A 19,718-nucleotide genomic window follows, 5' to 3' on the forward strand; every position below is an offset into this window, starting at 1 on the left:
AATTCTTATATTTTTTTCTGAAATCTTAAAATAAATCATTACTTTTCGCAAAAAAAAGATAGTCATTCACTATCTTTCCTTGTCTAGTTTTCTGTTTTACATTTACCTGCGTCATCTTTTTGTAAATCCATTTTGAGTAACGTACCAGGTTTTGGATAACTTCGATAATCATTTTTCCCACTTTTCACAATGATTCTTTCATTTGAATTTTTCTTATTACTATCCTTCTTTTTAAACAAACTCATAATTCCCTCTCGATTTACTCCTTTCAACAGTTTTTAGCTGTATACTTTCTCCTTTTTTATATATCTAAAGCGACTCTTTTATTATACCTTAAAAGAATATAGAATGGTATTTTAAAGACAAAATTTCAGCCTTTTTTCATAAGAAAACAGCATGGCTATCGAACATTTTAGCTCATGCTGTTTATTTAAATATGTATTTATATACTGCTTACTAATTTTTCTACCAGTTCTTTACTAACGACATCATAATCATCAGCGTGTTCACCTTCTGCATAGGAGTAGCTTACATCCCCTAATGAAGTAGTTGAATCATGTAACCAGTCTTTACAAGAAGAGTGTACTTGATAAATGCCTGTATAATCCATCATTTCTTTTGCATTGCCTGCATTCATTCCACTTCCTGCTAATAATTCAATTTTATCACCATATTTTTCCTGTAGTTCTTTGATTAAATCCTTACCCTGCATTGCTTTAGGTTTTAAACCACTGGTCAATACACGATCTACGCCTAATGCAATTAATGTTTCCATTGCTTTATAAGGATCGCTTGTACAGTCAAATGCACGATGGAAAACAACTTCTCCTCCTGCTTTTTTGATAATATCAATAATTTTCTTTGTCTGTTCTATATGGATGTTTCCCGCTTCATCCAGACAACCAAATGCAATACCATCTGCACCGTTTTCCAGCATGACTTCTGTATCCATAACCATAGCTGCAAAGTCTTCTTCGTTGTAACAGAAGCCTGCACCACGTGGTCTTACCATTGTGATGACTTTAACATCTGTATTTTCTTTTGTTAAACGTAAAGCTGCCACACTTGGTGTTAACCCTCCTAAGTGTAAAGCACTGTTTAATTCTACTCTTTTTGCGCCGCCTTTATATGCCTGTAATGCATCATAATAGCTTCCGCAACAGATTTCTATCATTCTTTCCATAATTTACCTCGCTATTTTGCCAGTTTATAGATACCTAAAGCATAGATTTTGGCATTTGTCATCAAATCTTCGATATCCATCCATTCATTTGGATTATGTCCAATTCCCTTTTGTCCAGGGAAGCTTGGACCGAATGGTACGATATTTGGCATCATTTTTGCGTAAGTTCCACCAGTGGTTGTCACTGGTGTACCATCCATACCGGTTACTTCTTCATAAGCATCTTGTAAACATTTTACCATGAAGCAGTCTTTTTCAAAATGTACCGGATTCATATTGCTTGTTAAGCTTACTTCCAGATTTCCTGCTTTGCTTTGTATCTGCGTAATGATTTCATCGATTGTCACAACACCTGGATAGCTTAATGTCACATCAAAACACACTTTATTTTCTTCCTTGTGCAACTTGTATCCACGCATCTGCATAACACCAAATTCTTTATCTTCAAAATTGATGCCCAAACGATCTCCATTATCTTTACTCTGTAAGAAATATGTATTCACAAAGTCAAAGAATTCTTTCATTTGTGTATCATCTGTAGAGATCATAACGGTTGCACGACCTCTTTCTCCATACACGACAGGATATTTACAGTCTGGTGTCCATCCCATAACAGGAGGTTTTTCTTTACTTAAATAATATTCCAGATCTTTAAATCCTGTTTCTTCATCTGTACCAAACAGAATTCGTACAGGTTTTGATAATTTGATTTGTAATTGTTTAATTGCATATAATGCATATAAACAGCTCATGACAGGGCCTTTATTATCGAGGATTCCTCTTGAGAAAATGCGGCCGTTCTCATCTACGTATCCGCTGAAAGGTGGCTGTTTCCAACCATCCCCGACTGGTACAACATCTAAATGTCCAATGATTCCTACATAGTCTTCCCCTTCACCATATTGTGCATATCCCATGTAGCCATCGATATTCTTTGTTTCAAATCCTAATGTATCCGCAATAGATAGTGCCATGTCTAAAGCTGCAGCCACGCCTTCTCCAAATGGCTTGCCGGGTAATGCTTCACTTTCCACACTGTCAATACGAACAACTTTCAGGATATCTTCAATCATAGAATCACGATTAGATTCTACCTGAGCAATAATCTTTTGTTCCATTATTTTTCCACCAATGGTGCAGTACGTGTAGCCATATAGTTGTCCATCCATTCTTTGCTAGCTACTTCAAAGTGGTTCTTTCCGTTTTCATCACGAGTTACAAGATAAACTGTTGGCGCTTCTTTTTCTGTCGCAACAACAAATGAGAATCCCTCAATGTTTGTTGCACATCCCCATTCACCTTTATTGTTCATAGCAATTAATGATAAGTCACCAGCTTTTCCACGACGACGAATCAATTCTTTGTCTAATTTATTTACAGCTGTTTCACAAGCTTCTTGTGGGTGCATTCCTTCGCCCATTAAACGAACGATTTCATAAGAAATACAGCCTTTCATCAAGTCTTCTCCAAGACCTGTTGCACTTGCACCACCGATTTCACTATCTACATAGAAACCTGAACCACTGATTGGAGAGTCACCAACTCTACCTTTTTTCTTCATGAATAAACCACTTGTACTTGTTGCAGCAGTCATATGTACATTGCTATCTAATGCAACCATACCAACTGTATCATGTCCACTATATGGTTTTAATTCCAATTCTTGTACTTCTTTTACACGGTTTTTATAGTGGATTTTTGCACGGTCAGTTAACATATTTTTACGTTCAAAACCTTCTTTGTGTGCAAATTTTTCAGCACCTTCTCCAACTAACAGATTGTTTACTTTTTCTTTACTTAAACGACGTGCAATACTGATTGGATTAGCAAAATCCTTTACAGCAGCAACTGCACCTAAATCAAATGTTGTTCCATCCATATAAGCAGCATCCAATTCAACTTCCATTTCTTCATTTGGAAGTCCACCATATCCTACTGATTTATAGAATGGGAAGTCCTCTACCTCTTTAATTGCTGTTTCAATAGCGTCACCTGCATCACCATTTTCTTTCAGCAAGTCACATCCTTTTGTAACTCCTTCTAAAGCCATTCTCCAAGTTGCGATCATACCCCACATAGTAAATACCTACCTTTCTTTTATACAGGACATATTCCTGCCTTTACTTACATTGTTATTATAACGCATTTTTCTATGCACCTGTTGAAAAGCATTTCCTAGTCTTAGGAAATGAAGGATAATGATTGTAATATTTATGATCAGCTGATACACTAAAGCTAAGAGGTGTTCTTATGGAATTAGAAAAAATCATACAAGAAAATCAAGCTTATCTGTATCGCTATGCAATGTATTTGTCTGCGCATCCAGATATTGCGAAGGACCTTGTTCAACAAACATGGCTACAGGTGATGAAGCATCAGGATCAATTGGTTAATGTGACCTATCTACATGCCTATTTGAAAAAAATCTGTATCAATGAATATCGTATGATGATGCGTAAAGAAAGGCCAATGGAATCTATTGAGGAACTAGAGGCAGATGGCATATATTTTCATGAGGAAGAAATCGATGGCGTCATGGAAGTTAGTGTATCTAAAGAAATAGAGAACCTTCGTAATGGATGTTTTTTGAGTATGGTAAGGAAATTAACCATACTACAGCGCATGGCTTTTTCTTTATCGGATATGTTTGGCTGCACAATTGAAGAAACTGCATTATTAATGGATATAAGTGAGTCTGCGGTAAAAGGTTTACGCTATCGTGCTAGAATGAATTTATCTTCTTTTTTTGCAAATCATTGTATGTTTATGAAAGAAGAAAATCCTTGTCATTGTCAGGCATGGATTGATTTTGCGCAAAAGCGTTCAAAACTACAGCATCAGTTAAAGATGACCTTCTCTGCTCAGGAATTTCGTGAAAAGGATCACTCCTATCAAAAAGATATTCATGAAAAACTTTTGGCTTATTATCGTCAAATGCCGGTACAATATCCTGAAGATTCCTGGTATACAAATTTGATAGATTTTGTAAAAAACAAATAATTTACTAACTACCCGCATCTTTTTAGCTTCACAATCATCTAAGTATTGAGGAGGTGAGCATATGTTTTCATCAAGATGTGGCGTTCGTTGTGATTTATGTGAACGTAAAGAAGCTGTACATTGTCGAGGATGTATCCATATGGACAAGCCATTTTGGGGCGGTGTTTGTGAAGTGAAATCCTGTGTTGAATCTAAACATCTTGATCATTGTGGTCAATGTGATGTATTTCCATGTACGTTGTTGTCAAACATGGGTGTAAAAGAAGGCTTTGATCCAAGAATCAAGATTGCACAATGTCGTGTATGGCGTAATGAAGAATTAAAAAAAGAATAAATCATAAGTAAAAATGTGTATTTCAAAATGAATTACACATTTTTACTTATAAGGATGTGCTGTGATAATTGTATAAGCACTGGCATTGATGGTAAGGATGCCTTGTTTGATATAGACATACCAGTTTTTTCCTTTTCTTTCAAATCTGGTATCCATGTTCATTATTTGTTGTTTACACCACTCCACAGTATCATCACAGGATATCTGTAAATTCTTTTTGATACGTACTTCTCCCATAGGGGTGGTATGTATCATTTCTAAATGCTCTATTAGTTCATTGTTCATGATCATTACTAATCCTTTCTTCTTATAAATTCAAAGAACGCAAAAATAATAGAAATCACAGTTAATACAGATACAATTAATTCTGACATATTATCTGCGTAATCCGCAAGTTCAGGTTTCATCATTGCCAATACAAGGAAATAAACACACCATATCAGTCCCAATGCCAAGCATGTCAATGTTACATATTTTAAAGTTTGTAGCATGAAAGCTGACATTCGCTTCGCTTTTTCTAAACGCTCTGGTGTATAATGCTTATATCTTGTTTTTCTAAATAATCCTATACAAATACCAATGCATGTCCCAATACTTAAACCCATACATATATCATATACTAGCTTCATTTTTTCTATCTCCCTTTAAGTTTTCCACAATCTCTAAATAATGCTTTGTCGCAAGTTCACTTATTTTACCTTTTTGACAAAAAGATAGCTTTGCCAGTTTTGGTACTACTCGCTGAACAACGATTTTTCCATCTTGTAATGTTGATGACAATGCCTCAAATGCTTCTTTAAAACGCGAATCTTTAATAGCCGTTTCATAAAAAGATAAAATATATACATAATAGAATATATTATATCCACGAAATGGATACTCTACCTGCATAAATAATGTACCAATCCCATAATGACATGGGCTAATTGGTCTTTTTATTTTCCAATGATTTAATAAGAAATCAACTGCTCTATTTACCACCAAAGAATCTATATCATAAAAACGAAGTGCATCTAACACCAAAAGAGTTGTATAAGGCGTAGAAAACATTGTTTCCTCACCTTTGCCAAAGCTATATTTCTTACAAATCCAACCACCATCATCCTCTTGTGTATTTAGGAAATATGTACAAGTTCTTATTAAACGTTCATCACTTGCATATCCCATTCTGCATAATACCTGCCAGGCTAACGCACTTTGACATGGATAGATACCCCCATTGGGCGAAATACGAAATCGGCCATCTTCTTTCCATACAGAAAAAATCAATTCCGCAAGTTGTTTTATGATTTCATCATTCTGTGACATACCTAATTCAATAAGATATGTTGCACATTCCAAGGTTGTAAATGGCGCTCCTTTTAATAATTTATGATCTGGTGTTGTCCATAGATCTGCTCCCTGATCATAGCGATGTGAAAAGATAGCATTTATATCCTCTTGAAAAATCACATGCACCACCTGCCTTACTCTCATAATATCATGGATAGTAAGAAAAAGAAAAAGTTTTTGACATAGAAAATCAAAAACCTTTTATATAAATTATAAAAACATTGCCATGTAAATCGGTAGGTGTACTACACCATCTCTAATCATAAGATCTTTTTGATATAAAATATATGATGTTCCTATACGCTTACCAAACTTAGTTTTAAATTTATCTAATGAACTATGTTTTTTATATATGGAAGATTTTACTTCTATAGGATATATTTTTCTTCCATCACTAATTACAAAATCAATTTCCATATGATTTTCTCGATGATCTACATCCACTCTTGAATAAAAGTATAATTTATGACCATTTGTTCTTAATATTTGAGCAACAACATTTTCCATGAGCATGCCTTCATTGATATTCAATCTATTAAATAAGACAGCTTTATACAAATCATTACTCGTATAATCGTTATCCATGAATGTTTGACTTATCAGCAATCCGGTATCGGCCAAATAACATTTTCTTGTTCTAAAATCAATGCTTAATGCAAACCCCACATTAGGATCTGTACAATTATAACAAGAGTTCACAATCATTGCATCATTTAACCACATAAAAGCATTTTCATAATCGCGAAATCTTGCGCCTTTACGAATAGAAGATATCTTATATTTTTTCTCCTTTTTTGATAATTGACCAGAAATATGATCAAAAATCATCAGTACTTTATTTTCATAACCAGTAGCAAACTTACTTACATCATTTCTATATAAGGTCAAGATATTTTTTTTGATTTTATCTACGTTTGCGAAATTTTTTGATTTCACATATTCATTAACAGCCTGGGGCATTCCACCAACTAATATATATTGTCTAAAATCATTCATAACTTTCCTATGCATAGCCTGTCCTAATGGCTTTTTTTCTTGAAAACAGAGTTTTAAAAATGGAGTGGTCGTTTTATCACCTAATGCCCACAAAAATTCCTCGAAATCTAATGGATATAATCGAATGTGTTCTTCTTCTGATGGTATTATAATGTCTTTCACATTTCGTTTTAATGACAATAAAGAACCTGTTTCAATATAATCATATCGCCCATCTTTTACTAAATATTTAATCAATTGTCTAGCGCGTGGAAATTGTTGTACTTCATCAAATACAATTAGTGTATCTCTTTCATAAAATTGAATACCATAATATGCTGATAGCTTAATAAAGAAAAAATCCAAATTACTACTTTCATTTTCAAATAAATCAATAATTTCATTTGATACATTACCAAAGTCTATTATTAGATAACTTTTATATTCATGTTTATTGTGTTTCGCACATAACTGCAAGTTGTTCAAGTTATTTATAGATCATTCAAATTATCATAGATGAAAAAGGACATTATTACCTTTTGTCCATTGATATGAAATGCATGTTTCTTTTCTCCTCTGCGAATCAATCCTTGATGTTCATAAAAAGGATAGTTACAGCTTGTATCCGTGTACAGAAAGTACTTTTCCACATTTGCGTTTTTCATATATTCTTGAAGTTCAGTAAACAATTGTTTACCAATACCTTTTCCACGATATGCTTCATCCATAACAAAAAAAGCAATTTCTCCATCATATTCCATTTTACTTTCTTTCAATAATTCACTGTCAATTGTGCTGATATCTTTAAACATCATAGCAATTCTTCTTCCTTCTTTATGTAGAAACAAAGACAAGATGGATTGTATCTGTCGGATACGATATTTCAAAGGACAATGATGATGTTTTCTATCATTTCCCATAATAACACCAATTGCCTGATCCTGTGCATTCACCGCAACAGCTGTAAATGTCTGATTACATAAACAACTGCTTAAAAATGCTTTTGCCATATGATCTGCTGTTTTAGGGCTGCTCATTTCTTCGTATTTCCATGCCTGCTTAATCATTTTCTGAATTCTTGAAAAATCTTTTTTCTGTATTGTTCGTAACGTAATTTTGTTCATAAACATACTCCTTTTCTTACATGAAATTATCATGTATACTTATCTTAAAGTATACAGTTACTGTAAAGTCAAGGAGGTACTTTCATGTATCATTCAAACACCTATTATACAACAGCGCAATTTGCGAAACTACATGGCATTAATAAACGCACACTGCATTATTATGATGATATTGGCTTATTTTCTCCAAAACATAAAGGAGATAATCAGTACCGTTATTATACAGAATCGCAAAGCATTGAGCTTCAATTTATATTAATGTTGAAAGATTTACATATGAGTCTTGATGAAATTGCTGATTATCTAAAACACCCTAGTAGTGAAGGATTTAAATCCATCGCTAATGATAAAATTGCCATGATTGATCAACAGATCCAGCAATTAAAACAAACACGGGAAATACTACAAAAACGCTTAAAAATGCTTCTAATCAGTGAACAGATTCATGACAGAGAAATCCGCGTGGAACAAAGAAACAAAGAAATCATACTCACAACACCATTTTCCTTTCGTGACGACCAATTGGATACGATTGCGCAAAAATTATTAGAGTTGAATATTTCCGAAGGAAATTCTATCGGATATGGTAGTTATATTGCATTAAATAAAATAAGAAATCATGAATACGATGCATATGATGGACTTTATCTTCCTATTAAGAAATCCTTAAAATCCAAATCTGTAATGATTCGTCCTAAAGGATATTATCTTTGTGCTTATATCAAAGGTGATTGGAATCAAATTCCAGCTTTTTATGAAGATATCATTGCTTATGCGGATGCTCATCATATCAAACTTGGTAAATATGCTTTTGAAACTGGATTAAATGACTTCGCTATTCATACAATCGAAGATTATGTTAGCGAAATAACCATTGAAATTGAAGATTAATCTTGACTCTACAGTAACTGTATCGTTTATAATAGATATCAATAAGGAAGTGATTTTATGATACGTTTATGTTTCTTGATGTTTGTTTTTATGATAGTGACGCGCTTTTTATTAATTGGCTTTATATTACTGTCATTTTATATAAAGAAAGGTTTGTCCCATATGGATGAAAAAAGCTGGGACCTTTATTTTCAATCTATCACTAATCAAGGTTATTTTTTTAGATTTTTCCTCATTGCGGTAATTACATCCATGATCATATCATGTATTAGTTATTTTGTTTTTACTGCTTTGAATATTTCTCAAGCTTTTTCCATAAGCATTATATTATTCATATTGAATATGCTATTTCTCTATGTGGATATGCGTAAGAACAAAGATGTTTTGATACATAAAATAGAGCGTATAAGAATGGTAAGTGAGTAATGAAAAGCTGATATCAATTAGACATCAGCTTTATTTTATGACTTAATAAACCATCGTATTGAAATATCGTCTGTACTCCTTCAACTGTTTCCGATGTTAACACAATATCATTTATTCCTTGTATTACGTCAAAAGATATAGATACAGTTTTTACCTGTTGATGTGTTGTTTTATCATAAATCACACATACACCATTTATATCCTGTGTATAAATGTAGGAATCATTGACTGCTATCAAACGTACATTTTCTTTTATGATATGTTCAATTTTTCCATCATGATATGTAAAGACACCTTTTTTATTTAATGTCGTGAAATATAATGTATTATTGTATGACGATACTTGTGATACAAAATCTTTTGATATGATCGTCGACTTTCTTTCAGATAAATCATATTTTTTTAAATCCAATGTCGTACTGATGTAATAAAAATTATCACCATCTAAAATTCCATTGCCTGAGTAATCTGAAAGCATAACATTTATCTTTTTAGTATCATTTATATCCACATTCATTAAATGGTTTTCTTCATCAAAGTAATATAACTGGTTATGATATATAAAGATTCCTCTCATACCTGTTAAACGAGGTGCATCTTCTAATCCAACATGGTATTGTTTTACTAATCCAAACAACATTTCTGATTGATAATCTTTACGACTTGTATAGATTGTTTTCACTTTATGCTTGTCTATATCATAACAATCCACATCATATCCCTGACGAATAGAAGAATTTTGTTGGTTCATATAACAGACAACATTTTCTTGCACAATCATTTTTTCTTTTTGTCCTTCAAATACCTGTGGAGAAGTATCTTTGATAAAATCTTCTATTTCTTGGTTCTTTAAATTTATATATTTGATTTTGTTTTGGTCAATAAATAATACACCATCTCGATAAGGTAAGAATGTATCATTAATATTCATCTTTATCGTATCTTTTATTGATACTTTGTTACTACATCCACTCAATAAGCAAATGATGAATAAAGCTATTACCTTTTTCTTAATTTTTATTTTTTTATGTATATTACAAAAGCTTTGATATACCTTGTATAAAGCATATAATATCACAAATATCCATATGATTGCCATGATGATTTCTAATAATTTATTGCCTCCTACATAGGTCTGTACAATGAATTCCCCATCACTGCCTTTATTTAATACAATCTGTTCATTTCCTCTGAAAAAACCAGTAGCTTTCATGAAAGACAGCGAAAATGGCACATAATAGATATATGGTAATGAAATACAAAAGTCCATTAATAAAATTGTGGACAGTAAAATAGAAAACACAGAGATAAACTTTTTCAGGCAAATAGATATAATCCATATCAAAACACTAAAGGATAAATAACCAATGACTTTCATCAATTGTATGATGAGCAGTATTTGTATACAACTAATATTTAAGCTCATGTGCGCAAACGCAGGTACACTGTGAATGGGCGCAAAGATATCTGAAAAATCATAGTGTAAAAAATATGGGATATCATGTAGAAACAAAGCAATTAAAATACACAGGAAACTGCATAATAATCCTGCATAACATTTACTTCTAAACGTATATTTCTTGCCTTTTTTTGTACTAATGGTAAGGCTATGCATTTCATTTTCATATTCCATTGTGAAAAGCGTGATATTGATCAATAACAGGCAAATGATCAAGGGATAGGATAGGCCATCATCTTGTATAACACTCTTCCAACCAATGGGATCGATAACTTCTCTTTCTTTTGGATTTTCTTTTACATAATCTATTTCATCTTTGAGCGTTTGATATGCTTCCATCTTTAGTAAACCAGAATTCACCTGTTCTAAGTTCTGCTTCATTTCTTTCACTGATGCATCAGATAATTCATAAGATTTTTGATGGATAGTATCATATAAATCATCACGTTTTGTTTTTAAATCTATGATTTTCATATACTCCTGATGAAACTGGTTCTTTTTATCTTCTGTCAGTTTTCCACGATATACAGCCAATTGTTCTTCATATATCTCTTGGCTGTTCGACTGTGTAAATCGATGTATTGGATGAAAGGTGATACTTTGTATGAGCATCACAAAAAACATTAAAACCAATAATATCATCATTAATTTCTGTTTACATATTTTTCTTATTTCGTACATCATAGGCTTTTCCTCCTACGTGTGTATCGCGTATATAGGAATATCATAAGTAATATACATACATCCAATAGTAGTGTGATTTGATATGTATAAAAGCTGTGATGGTAAATCGTGATACACGTGACATCATTTACTGTTTTATTCAGATATAGTAATCCACAGGGATTCCATGTTGTAAAGCCTGTTTCCCCCAGCAGCAACAATCCTGATACAAACGCAAATGTAATCATAATTGACATCATAGGATTCTTTATTCTTCTGGATATTGTCAAAATAATAACGCCCATACAGCATAATGCTATTAGTTGAAACAAAACACGATATAACCAATAACCAAGCATTGTGACATTCATTGTGGAAAAGTGATATGCCGCATTTGTATAAACAGGCAGTTGTGCACCATCAAAACCATATATACTAAGTGTAAGGATCGCATCTATCAAAGAAAACAAAACAACCAATACCATCACAAAGCTGATTGTAAAATAAAGCTTCCCTCTCTGAATCTGTTGATTTCCAATCTTTGTGGAATACAGAATCAGTTCCATATCACTTTCTTTTTCACGTGAGTAAACCATAGGTAATGTGATCATCATGATGAGTAAGATAAAAATAACTGATGTTTGATTATCTAATAACTTATCCCATCCTTTTTGATTATCGTAATAAGACAGTGTTCTTCCTTCATATGTTTGATATAACTTTTCATACTTTAAGACCTGTCTTTTTTCATGATGTGTTTCTAAATACACAATATTATCTTTGATATTCTGACAATAATCTTTCATTTGCTGGCTATAGTCAATTTGATTATTCACTTCTGTTTCAATCAAATTTAGATAGATTTTATCAGCTTGTGTGTCATTGGTTTCCCCTTGGGGATTTATCTTTTGTTTCAGTGCATTTATTTTTTCAAATGTTTCACTTGTAATTGGTCCACTCACTTTTTGTTTTAAGCTTTTTTCTATCTGAAGAACCTCTCCATTATTATGATAATCCATTACATATGGCACAAAACTATACAACAAATGCACACCAAATAATACAATAAACGAGAAAATAAATAGTTTGCTTTTTAATAATTTCTTCCATTCATATCGTAATAATTTCATACATGTTCACCTGATTGAAAGTAGTATAAATATACTTCTTCTAATTTTGGTTCTACAGATAAAGCACCTGTTTCTTCTTGATCACTGATATATCGAATGGAAACATATTCATTTTCATGTATGATACTACTAATCATATACTTGTTTTCATAATCTGATAAAGATGATTGCAAGATTTTTCTCAACCATACTTTTCCTTTGATTTCTTCTAGCATATCCTCTGTACGTTTTAAACCCAGCAATTTTCCTTTTTGTATTAAAATTACTTCATTTGCGATACTTTCTACATCTTCCATGATATGAGTTGCTAGAATAACAATACGATCAGTGGATAAATTGGAAATTACATTCCGAAATCGGATGCGCTCTTTGGGATCTAAACCAGCTGTCGGCTCATCTAAAATTAATAATTTAGGATCATTTAAGATTGCCTGCGCAATGCCTAAACGCTGTCGCATACCGCCTGAGAATTCTTTGATTTTTCTATTTTGTACATCCTCTAAATTGCATAACTGCAAGACTTCCTTAACTTTAGAAGCTATTTTACTTTTTTTAATATCTTTTAATACACACATATATTTTAAAAATTCCGCACATGTAAAATCACCATAAAACTTTGGATATTGTGGGAGATACCCTACCTGATCAAGATAACTTTCTATATCATCTTTGATATTTTTTCCATCATAAAAGATATTCCCACCAGAAGGATCTAATACATTTACCAGGATATTGATTAAAGTCGTTTTCCCTGCCCCATTTGGTCCTACAAAGCCATAGACACCATGATGCAAACACAAATTCACATGATCCAAAGCCATATGTTTTTTATAATATTTCGTTATATCTTTAATTTCTACTTCCATATGAAAGCCTCCAGTCATAGGATAAATTTACTCAATTTGTACCAAACGCTCATCTGAGATCTTAAACGCATATACTCCACCAGATCCTTGTGCTTCTTCTGTTTGTGCAATGATTGCATAAAAAGCGTAGTTACCTTTTTCTATATCATCTGGTATTATTAAATCAAAATCCGCTATTCCATAATCATCATTTGGATAAGTCAGTATTGCCGCATCATATCCTCCCACAAGCTTTAAAGGTTTATGATTTAGATAAAAGGAAATCGTTCCATTCGGCGCAAGGCCATTTTTTGTTAAGCTGATATGTAATGTTTCACCTTTTTTCGTTTGTATTGCTTTTCCAGAATTATATGATTTACCGCTGAACATGTCATCAAATACTTTTTTATCCGTATCTAAAAGATAGGATGGCATTAAATTTTTTTCATCTTTTTTACCAGTACTTGTCCATTTTAGATTATTCATTACTTTCGTATCTATATTCTGATTTTGATAATCCTGATCTGCGATAAAGTCTTTTCCATAAGCCTGGATCATAGAATCATTAAACATAATAAAATTTGATACTTCAGGTAAATAATCTGCATTTATCACAATCCCAAAGCCTAAATTAATTTTTTCACCTTTTTTAAAATCCTTTGTTTTCATATACAATGTGATTTGATTTTTTTCATTAGCTGGTTTTATTGTCTGAACAAAAGAAGGCTTTTGAGATTCTTCTAAAGAAAACTCCACAGGAATACCATTTTGAAATGCATATAGTTTATGATTTACATTTGTTGGCCCTACTTCCAAATTTACATGTAAAGCTACACTATCATTTTTTATCTCTATATTTTGAATTTCTGATGTTAAAAATGGTCCCTGATCATTTGTTTCATCTTTTATCTTATTTCCTACATCATCTTCTACATTCTCTTTTTTTACACTACATCCACCTATTATCAATACCAGACTTAATAATATTGTTGCTGATTTTAGATATGTATTCATAATCTTACGCCTCTTTTCCTTATGCCACATTCATAAACTAGCTATTCAACTTCCAAAACCCGCGGTTCTGTATTTTCATAATGATTTCTATTATTACTGTTCGTAAAAATCATTGCATAAAATGTATGATTTCCTTCTTTTACATCCTGAGGTATCTCTAATTCAAAACTTGTCATACCAAATGTTTCATTGGTATAATCTAGTTTTCCTGCCACATAATCACCTTTTATCATGACTGGCTTATGGTCAATATAAAATGTTATGATTGCATTTGCATCTAATCCATCCTTAACGAAAAATATCTTAAACAATTTTCCTTTTTTCGCGTGCATCACCATAAGATCATTCACAGGTTCATTACGCACCACCTGTTCAAGTATTTTTTCATTTGTATCCAGTGCATATGAGCTTATTATATTTTTATCATCCGTGACTTTCATATCCGTCCACTCTAAATCATCTAAAATTTTTTTATCTGATTGATTTCCAATAAAATCTTTATCAACATTAAAATCACGGCAAATAGCACTTACATTAGATTTCATAATATCAAACCTTGTAAACTCTATTATCTCAGGAAAATAATCAGGATTTACGACAACTCCATAACCAAAATTCACTGTATCTCCTTTTTTAAAGCTCCCCGCATTCATATAAAATGTATAACTATTCTTTTCTTTTGTTAATGTTATCTCCTGCGTAATTCTTTTATCCCCATCTTTATCAAAAGAGAATTCTATTGGGACCCCGTTTTGATATGCATGAAAATAATATTTTGTGTTAATTGGTCCCATTGATATATCGGCAGACAAAACAACGCTATCTTTTAAAATCTTAATGTCCTTAATTTCACTTTCAATAAATGGTCCATGACTTTCTACAGCATCTTCTTTAGGATTCTCTACTACTTTATCTATATTATCTTTTTTTACACTGCATCCACTCAAAACCACCATGATCATAAGTATACTCACCATTATTTTTTTCATATGAAAAGACCTCCATCTATCATCATTATTCATCTGATTTCCATTCTTTTCAATTTAAAAACAGTAAGTGGTCAATATTTACAGTAAGCGGTCAATAAAATAATAAAATCCTGCATTCATAAGAATCCTTCAACACCTGATTCATCACACCATGATACTTTTCCACAATCTCATTTATATATTGTAATTCAAAATTTTCTTTTACTAAATTTTCTCTTTCACATTCCATAATAATAGATAATTCATTTTCATGAAGTATCCCCTCTTCCTATAAGTAGCTAATATTCAATACAAATTAAAAAAATAAAACAACCTTTTATAAACACAAGATATATAAAAAACAACTGATTCAAATCGAATCAGCTGTATTTTCATTATTTTAAGAATCCAAAGATATGATCAGGATGTAATTCCATCTGATCAAGAATCATCATTTCATCTTCTGGGATACGTCCAACAAAGTTTCTTTCGCCATCGTTTTCAATATCCTGTAAGATAATTTCACATTCACCTAAATAGTGTTTTAGATTATCATTTACAATAACAACATCTCCTCTGTGGAACATGTGATCATCATGATTTCTTACAGGAATGCTCTTTCCTCTACACGCGAAACGAGGTAAACTACTTCTGATATAATAATCACTTGCATCACTTCTTCCAGCATGTGGCATTTCAAATAAAATCTGTTTTTCAAGATCACTTAAGCCATCTACTGTATCAATACGAATGGTGGTCTTTGTGAAATCTACTTCTGACATTGCCTTTAATTCTTCTTCCGTTGCGTATGCATTGCCAATTAAAATATCATCAATGACTTCACATGATAAGAAGTGACGTACCTGTAAATCAATAGCTTTTCCACGATGTAATTCTACAGTTGGCAATCCTTTATATACTGGCCAAGGACCAAATGTATTGGTATTATTACTGGAAACAAATGCCGCAATAGGTAATCCTAAAGCTGTCCATTTTTTGTTAAAGTTCATGAATACATTCCAGCCTAAACCACTATAACGTTCTGGATAGAAATTATGACAAATTGTCATATTGTGCTTATCAGCACCATGTCTTAATAAATGATCTACACTTGCATCACTGCTTCCATTAAATTCAATTTTAATTTGATATGGATTGTGTGTTAATAATGCATCCTGGAAATCATCAAAATGTCCATCTAAACGGATAATATCCACACCAATTTCATGGAATACAGAAACATCCATTGGTGTAGCACCTAAGTGTTTGAATACCTGTGGATTTGTATCCACACTAACAATAAAGCCTAATTCATGTGCTTTATCCATAAATGTTTTAAATTCTTTTACAATTTCATCCTTTTCTTTATCTACAGATAACAAACATGTAAATATACGAGTAAAGCCATATTTAGCGGCAAGCTCCATATAAGCGAAATCTTTTTCCTGTGTAGAATGTTCTGGATAAATACTAATACCTAATCTATGCATATAATGCCTCCTTGTTTCATGGGATTTTTCCCATTTCCTATGATTCTATTATACTCTGTTTCTATATGTTTTGTTTACGGAAATATTTCCTAGTGTTTAGGAAAGTTTCCTATTTATATAAACTTATGTAGTTTAGGACGTTCACCTATATTTCTTTCCCATGTTTTTTTCTGTTGTTGTAGTATCAGTTGTTTTAATGGTTTCAATGTATCATTTTGATCAAAAGCTTCTAATGCTTGATAATACTGTTTCTTATCTTCATCATAAATAATGACTGGCGCTATCTCATGTATCATAAAATAATAATTCATTAAGGTTCTTCCCACGCGACCATTGCCATCCGCAAAAGCATGAATATTTTCAAACATGGCATGGAAATATACAGTAAAAAAATCATCCCCTTGATATTCATTGACTTCATTTAATAAATCTTGTAAATCAACCTCTACATTTTCAGGATAACTTCCTACTTCATATACTCCTGTAACATAATCATGTTTTTTAAATTCACCAGGTCTTTCATTATTTATGTGATATCTTCTATCATCATAAGTCCCTTTTGTCAATTTATAATGTACTTCTTTTATAAAAGATATATCCATAGGATATTTTTTGATGATAAATTGTTTTAAATATTCAAAACAGTGTACTTGATTTTCTATTTCAAACAATGTTTTCAAATCACCTGTATATCCTGTCACACTACCCTTTTCAAATATTTCTCTTGTAATATCAAGATTTACTTTTTCATTCTCTATTTTGTTTGAATGATATGCAAAGAGTATTTTAAATTCATATAACTGTTTATTCATTTCTTCTTGTGTATCAAGTTTTAGTCTATACATATTTCCTTTACACCTCTTTTAAAATTCATTATAGCACGCTCCTTATGCAAAAAAAGAAAAAGAAGCAAAGATGCTTCTCAAATTTAGATATCTAAAGAATTCTGATCTAAAAGGAATTGCTCAATACCAATATATAAGATTCCAAAATCATCGTACCATGGTATCATTTTATCTTTCACAACAACAATTTTCTTAAAAGAATCATTCACTTTAAGGAAGGAATTGATTTCCTGTTGCCGCTTTTCTTCTAATCCTACAGTTAGCGCTGATTGTATATAATATCGCTTACTGTTTTTACTTGCGACAAAATCAATTTCCAATTGTTGCCGTTTCCTTTTTCCCTGTTCATCATTTGTATAAGCTTCTACCATTCCAACATCCACATCAAATTCTCTGCGCACAAGTTCATTGAAAATGATGTTTTCCATGATATGATTTTCTTCTGTTTGCCTAAAATTCAATCGGGCATTGCGCAATCCTATATCTGTAAAATAATACTTTAGTGGTGTATCTATATATTTTTTTCCTTTTACATCATATCGTATTGCTTTTTCTAAAACAAACGCATCTATGAAATAATCTAAGTATTTACTTATTGTATGATTACCAATAGAAACATGTTTTACACTCCTGAACGTATTCGATAGTTTATTGGGATTTGTAAGTGAACCTACACTTGATGAAACAATGTTTAGTAAATCATCTAAAACATCAATATCATTTGATATTTGATTTCGTTCCACTACATCGCTAATATACGTCTTAGAAAAAAGCTCTTTTAGATATTTACTTTTTTCTTCATGTGTATGAAAGCTCAATAATCGCGGCATTCCTCCATATGTAAAATAATTCATCCATGCCTCTTCTTTTTTATCAAAAGCATTATAAAATTCCTGATAAGATAGTGGAAAAACGCGTACTTCATCACCTCTATCCTTAAATTGCGTTAATATATCTGAAGAAAGCATTTTTGAATTACTGCCTGTTACATAAATATCTAAATTTTCTATTTTCATTAAACCCAATAATACATCCACAAATGTAATTTTAGCTTCTTCATCATCTACATAAGGGTTTTGGATTGCGCTAACCAACTGGATTTCATCTATGAAGATATAATATTTTTCGTTTGGATTCTCACATAAACTGTGTATATATTTATCTAGTTCAAAAGGATTACGATATTGCATATTACTTAATTCATCTAGTGCTATTTTAATGATTTGATTTTCGTTTACACCTATACTTTTTAGATATTTATAATAGATATGAAATAATAAATATGATTTTCCAGACCTTCTTATTCCCGTTATTATTTTAATATAGCCATTATCCTTTTTAGATATTAGCTTATTCAAGTATTTATCTCTTTGAATTTCCATATGTCACCTCGTTACAAAACTGTGCATTTGCACATTTTTCTTTCTTACATATATTATATTCCTAAAACTGAATTTCATCAATCAAAAAAAAGATGAACGATTCAATCTTCGCTCATCCTTTTCTATGTATTAGAAGCAAACGTCTTCTTTTAATTTTGTTGTATCAGCTTTCTCATGCAGTGCTTTTGCAAGTGTACACATGTTTTTCAATGCTTCATTCAAGCCAGTACCACCTTTTTTAGGTGTTTTTACAATCATGACTTTATCTTTATATTCATTGATTGTAGCTTCATTTTCAACTGACATTGCAGCAAATGCTGGAACACTTGTATTCGCATTGATTTCAGTAGCAATATGAGCAGCCATACCTGCATAATCAGCATAGTTGAAAGCAGGTCCGCACATAACCACATCCGGCTGCAGTTTGTTGACCATTGCAACAAGCTTTCTTGTTACTTCTTCTTTGTTTTCCAGATAGTAACCATTACCACAGTATAGACATGCAACTACACGTCCATCGATTTCTTTCAGGAAAGGCTCCATCATAACTGCTGGACCTACTGGTTCTTTCTTTGCAGCAAGTGGTACCATCTTGTCGTCTTTTGTTCCTGCACCAGCCTGAATCTGGTCATAAATCATAATAATTTTCATTTACGA

General features: G+C 31.9%; 22 protein-coding genes. 3 read left to right on the forward strand and 19 right to left on the reverse strand.

Features of this window, described 5'->3' with window-relative positions:
• Nucleotides 1–83 precede the first annotated feature (83 nt).
• From DW761_RS21030 to DW761_RS11695, 4 genes are all read right to left on the reverse strand, one after another.
• Nucleotides 84–245, reverse strand: a complete 162-nt coding sequence (locus DW761_RS21030; protein WP_158552370.1) for a hypothetical protein — start codon at nt 243–245, stop codon at nt 84–86.
• Nucleotides 246–442: 197 nt separating this feature from the next.
• The gene (locus DW761_RS11685; protein WP_117456181.1) at nt 443–1,183 is read right to left on the reverse strand and encodes a copper homeostasis protein CutC; all 741 of its coding nucleotides are present in this window, start codon (nt 1,181–1,183) and stop codon (nt 443–445) included.
• Nucleotides 1,184–1,194: 11 nt separating this feature from the next.
• Entirely contained in the window at nt 1,195–2,301 is a 1,107-nt protein-coding gene (locus DW761_RS11690) for a Sapep family Mn(2+)-dependent dipeptidase (RefSeq protein ID WP_117518265.1), read from the reverse strand.
• A complete protein-coding gene (locus DW761_RS11695; RefSeq protein ID WP_117456177.1) occupies nt 2,301–3,260 on the reverse strand; it encodes a N(4)-(beta-N-acetylglucosaminyl)-L-asparaginase in 960 nt (319 codons plus the stop codon). The genes DW761_RS11690 and DW761_RS11695 overlap by 1 nt, the downstream gene beginning before the upstream one ends.
• A gap of 173 nt (nt 3,261–3,433) precedes the next feature.
• Between DW761_RS11695 and DW761_RS11700 the strand changes: the two genes are divergently transcribed.
• Nucleotides 3,434–4,183, forward strand: a complete 750-nt coding sequence (locus DW761_RS11700; protein WP_117518266.1) for an RNA polymerase sigma factor — start codon at nt 3,434–3,436, stop codon at nt 4,181–4,183.
• A 61-nt stretch (nt 4,184–4,244) separates the two neighbouring features.
• Nucleotides 4,245–4,517, forward strand: coding sequence for a DUF3795 domain-containing protein (locus DW761_RS11705; protein ID WP_117518267.1), 273 nt, complete (start codon nt 4,245–4,247; stop codon nt 4,515–4,517).
• A gap of 42 nt (nt 4,518–4,559) precedes the next feature.
• Here DW761_RS11705 and DW761_RS11710 read toward each other — a convergent pair whose 3' ends face one another.
• From DW761_RS11710 to DW761_RS11730, 5 genes are all read right to left on the reverse strand, one after another.
• A complete protein-coding gene (locus DW761_RS11710) occupies nt 4,560–4,802 on the reverse strand; it encodes a DUF3781 domain-containing protein (RefSeq protein WP_117518360.1) in 243 nt (80 codons plus the stop codon).
• 8 nt (nt 4,803–4,810) lie between these two features.
• The gene (locus DW761_RS21445) at nt 4,811–5,146 is read right to left on the reverse strand and encodes a transporter (RefSeq protein WP_233513091.1); all 336 of its coding nucleotides are present in this window, start codon (nt 5,144–5,146) and stop codon (nt 4,811–4,813) included.
• The gene (locus DW761_RS11720) at nt 5,130–5,969 is read right to left on the reverse strand and encodes a prenyltransferase (RefSeq protein ID WP_233513092.1); all 840 of its coding nucleotides are present in this window, start codon (nt 5,967–5,969) and stop codon (nt 5,130–5,132) included. Before DW761_RS11720 ends, DW761_RS21445 begins: the two co-directional genes overlap by 17 nt.
• Nucleotides 5,970–6,059: 90 nt before the next feature.
• A complete protein-coding gene (locus tag DW761_RS11725) occupies nt 6,060–7,310 on the reverse strand; it encodes an ATP-binding protein (RefSeq protein WP_199485632.1) in 1,251 nt (416 codons plus the stop codon).
• A 5-nt stretch (nt 7,311–7,315) separates the two neighbouring features.
• On the reverse strand, nt 7,316–7,948 hold the full coding sequence (locus DW761_RS11730) for a GNAT family N-acetyltransferase (RefSeq protein WP_117518270.1): 633 nt from the start codon (nt 7,946–7,948) through the stop codon (nt 7,316–7,318).
• An 84-nt stretch (nt 7,949–8,032) separates the two neighbouring features.
• Between DW761_RS11730 and DW761_RS11735 the strand changes: the two genes are divergently transcribed.
• Complete coding sequence (locus tag DW761_RS11735) at nt 8,033–8,839, forward strand: MerR family transcriptional regulator (protein ID WP_117518271.1); 807 nt, start codon at nt 8,033–8,035, stop codon at nt 8,837–8,839.
• 439 nt (nt 8,840–9,278) lie between these two features.
• Here the strand turns inward: DW761_RS11735 and DW761_RS11745 are convergent, their stop codons facing one another.
• From DW761_RS11745 to DW761_RS11785, 10 genes are all read right to left on the reverse strand, one after another.
• Nucleotides 9,279–11,408: a hypothetical protein gene (locus DW761_RS11745; protein ID WP_117518273.1), complete on the reverse strand. Its 2,130-nt coding sequence runs from the start codon at nt 11,406–11,408 to the stop codon at nt 9,279–9,281.
• On the reverse strand, nt 11,405–12,517 hold the full coding sequence (locus DW761_RS11750) for a hypothetical protein (protein ID WP_117518274.1): 1,113 nt from the start codon (nt 12,515–12,517) through the stop codon (nt 11,405–11,407). The genes DW761_RS11745 and DW761_RS11750 overlap by 4 nt, the downstream gene beginning before the upstream one ends.
• A complete protein-coding gene (locus DW761_RS11755) occupies nt 12,514–13,383 on the reverse strand; it encodes an ABC transporter ATP-binding protein (protein WP_117518275.1) in 870 nt (289 codons plus the stop codon). Before DW761_RS11755 ends, DW761_RS11750 begins: the two co-directional genes overlap by 4 nt.
• 27 nt (nt 13,384–13,410) lie before the next feature.
• A complete protein-coding gene (locus DW761_RS11760; protein WP_117518276.1) occupies nt 13,411–14,376 on the reverse strand; it encodes a hypothetical protein in 966 nt (321 codons plus the stop codon).
• A 41-nt stretch (nt 14,377–14,417) separates the two neighbouring features.
• Nucleotides 14,418–15,365: a hypothetical protein gene (locus DW761_RS11765; protein ID WP_117518277.1), complete on the reverse strand. Its 948-nt coding sequence runs from the start codon at nt 15,363–15,365 to the stop codon at nt 14,418–14,420.
• Nucleotides 15,366–15,456: 91 nt separating this feature from the next.
• Nucleotides 15,457–15,594: a hypothetical protein gene (locus DW761_RS21450; RefSeq protein WP_178695039.1), complete on the reverse strand. Its 138-nt coding sequence runs from the start codon at nt 15,592–15,594 to the stop codon at nt 15,457–15,459.
• Nucleotides 15,595–15,739: 145 nt separating this feature from the next.
• Nucleotides 15,740–16,834: a DUF871 domain-containing protein gene (locus DW761_RS11770; protein WP_117518278.1), complete on the reverse strand. Its 1,095-nt coding sequence runs from the start codon at nt 16,832–16,834 to the stop codon at nt 15,740–15,742.
• A 113-nt stretch (nt 16,835–16,947) separates the two neighbouring features.
• Nucleotides 16,948–17,679: a Fic family protein gene (locus DW761_RS11775; protein ID WP_117518279.1), complete on the reverse strand. Its 732-nt coding sequence runs from the start codon at nt 17,677–17,679 to the stop codon at nt 16,948–16,950.
• 83 nt (nt 17,680–17,762) lie between these two features.
• Entirely contained in the window at nt 17,763–19,061 is a 1,299-nt protein-coding gene (locus tag DW761_RS11780) for an ATP-binding protein (protein ID WP_117518280.1), read from the reverse strand.
• A gap of 129 nt (nt 19,062–19,190) precedes the next feature.
• Nucleotides 19,191–19,712, reverse strand: coding sequence for a GrdB-related putative oxidoreductase (locus DW761_RS11785; protein WP_117454829.1), 522 nt, complete (start codon nt 19,710–19,712; stop codon nt 19,191–19,193).
• Between the last annotated feature and the right edge of the window lie 6 nt (nt 19,713–19,718).

The sequence above is a fragment of the Absiella sp. AM29-15 genome (assembly GCF_003434225.1).
GTDB lineage: Bacteria > Bacillota_I > Bacilli_A > Erysipelotrichales > Erysipelotrichaceae > Hoskinsella > Hoskinsella hominis.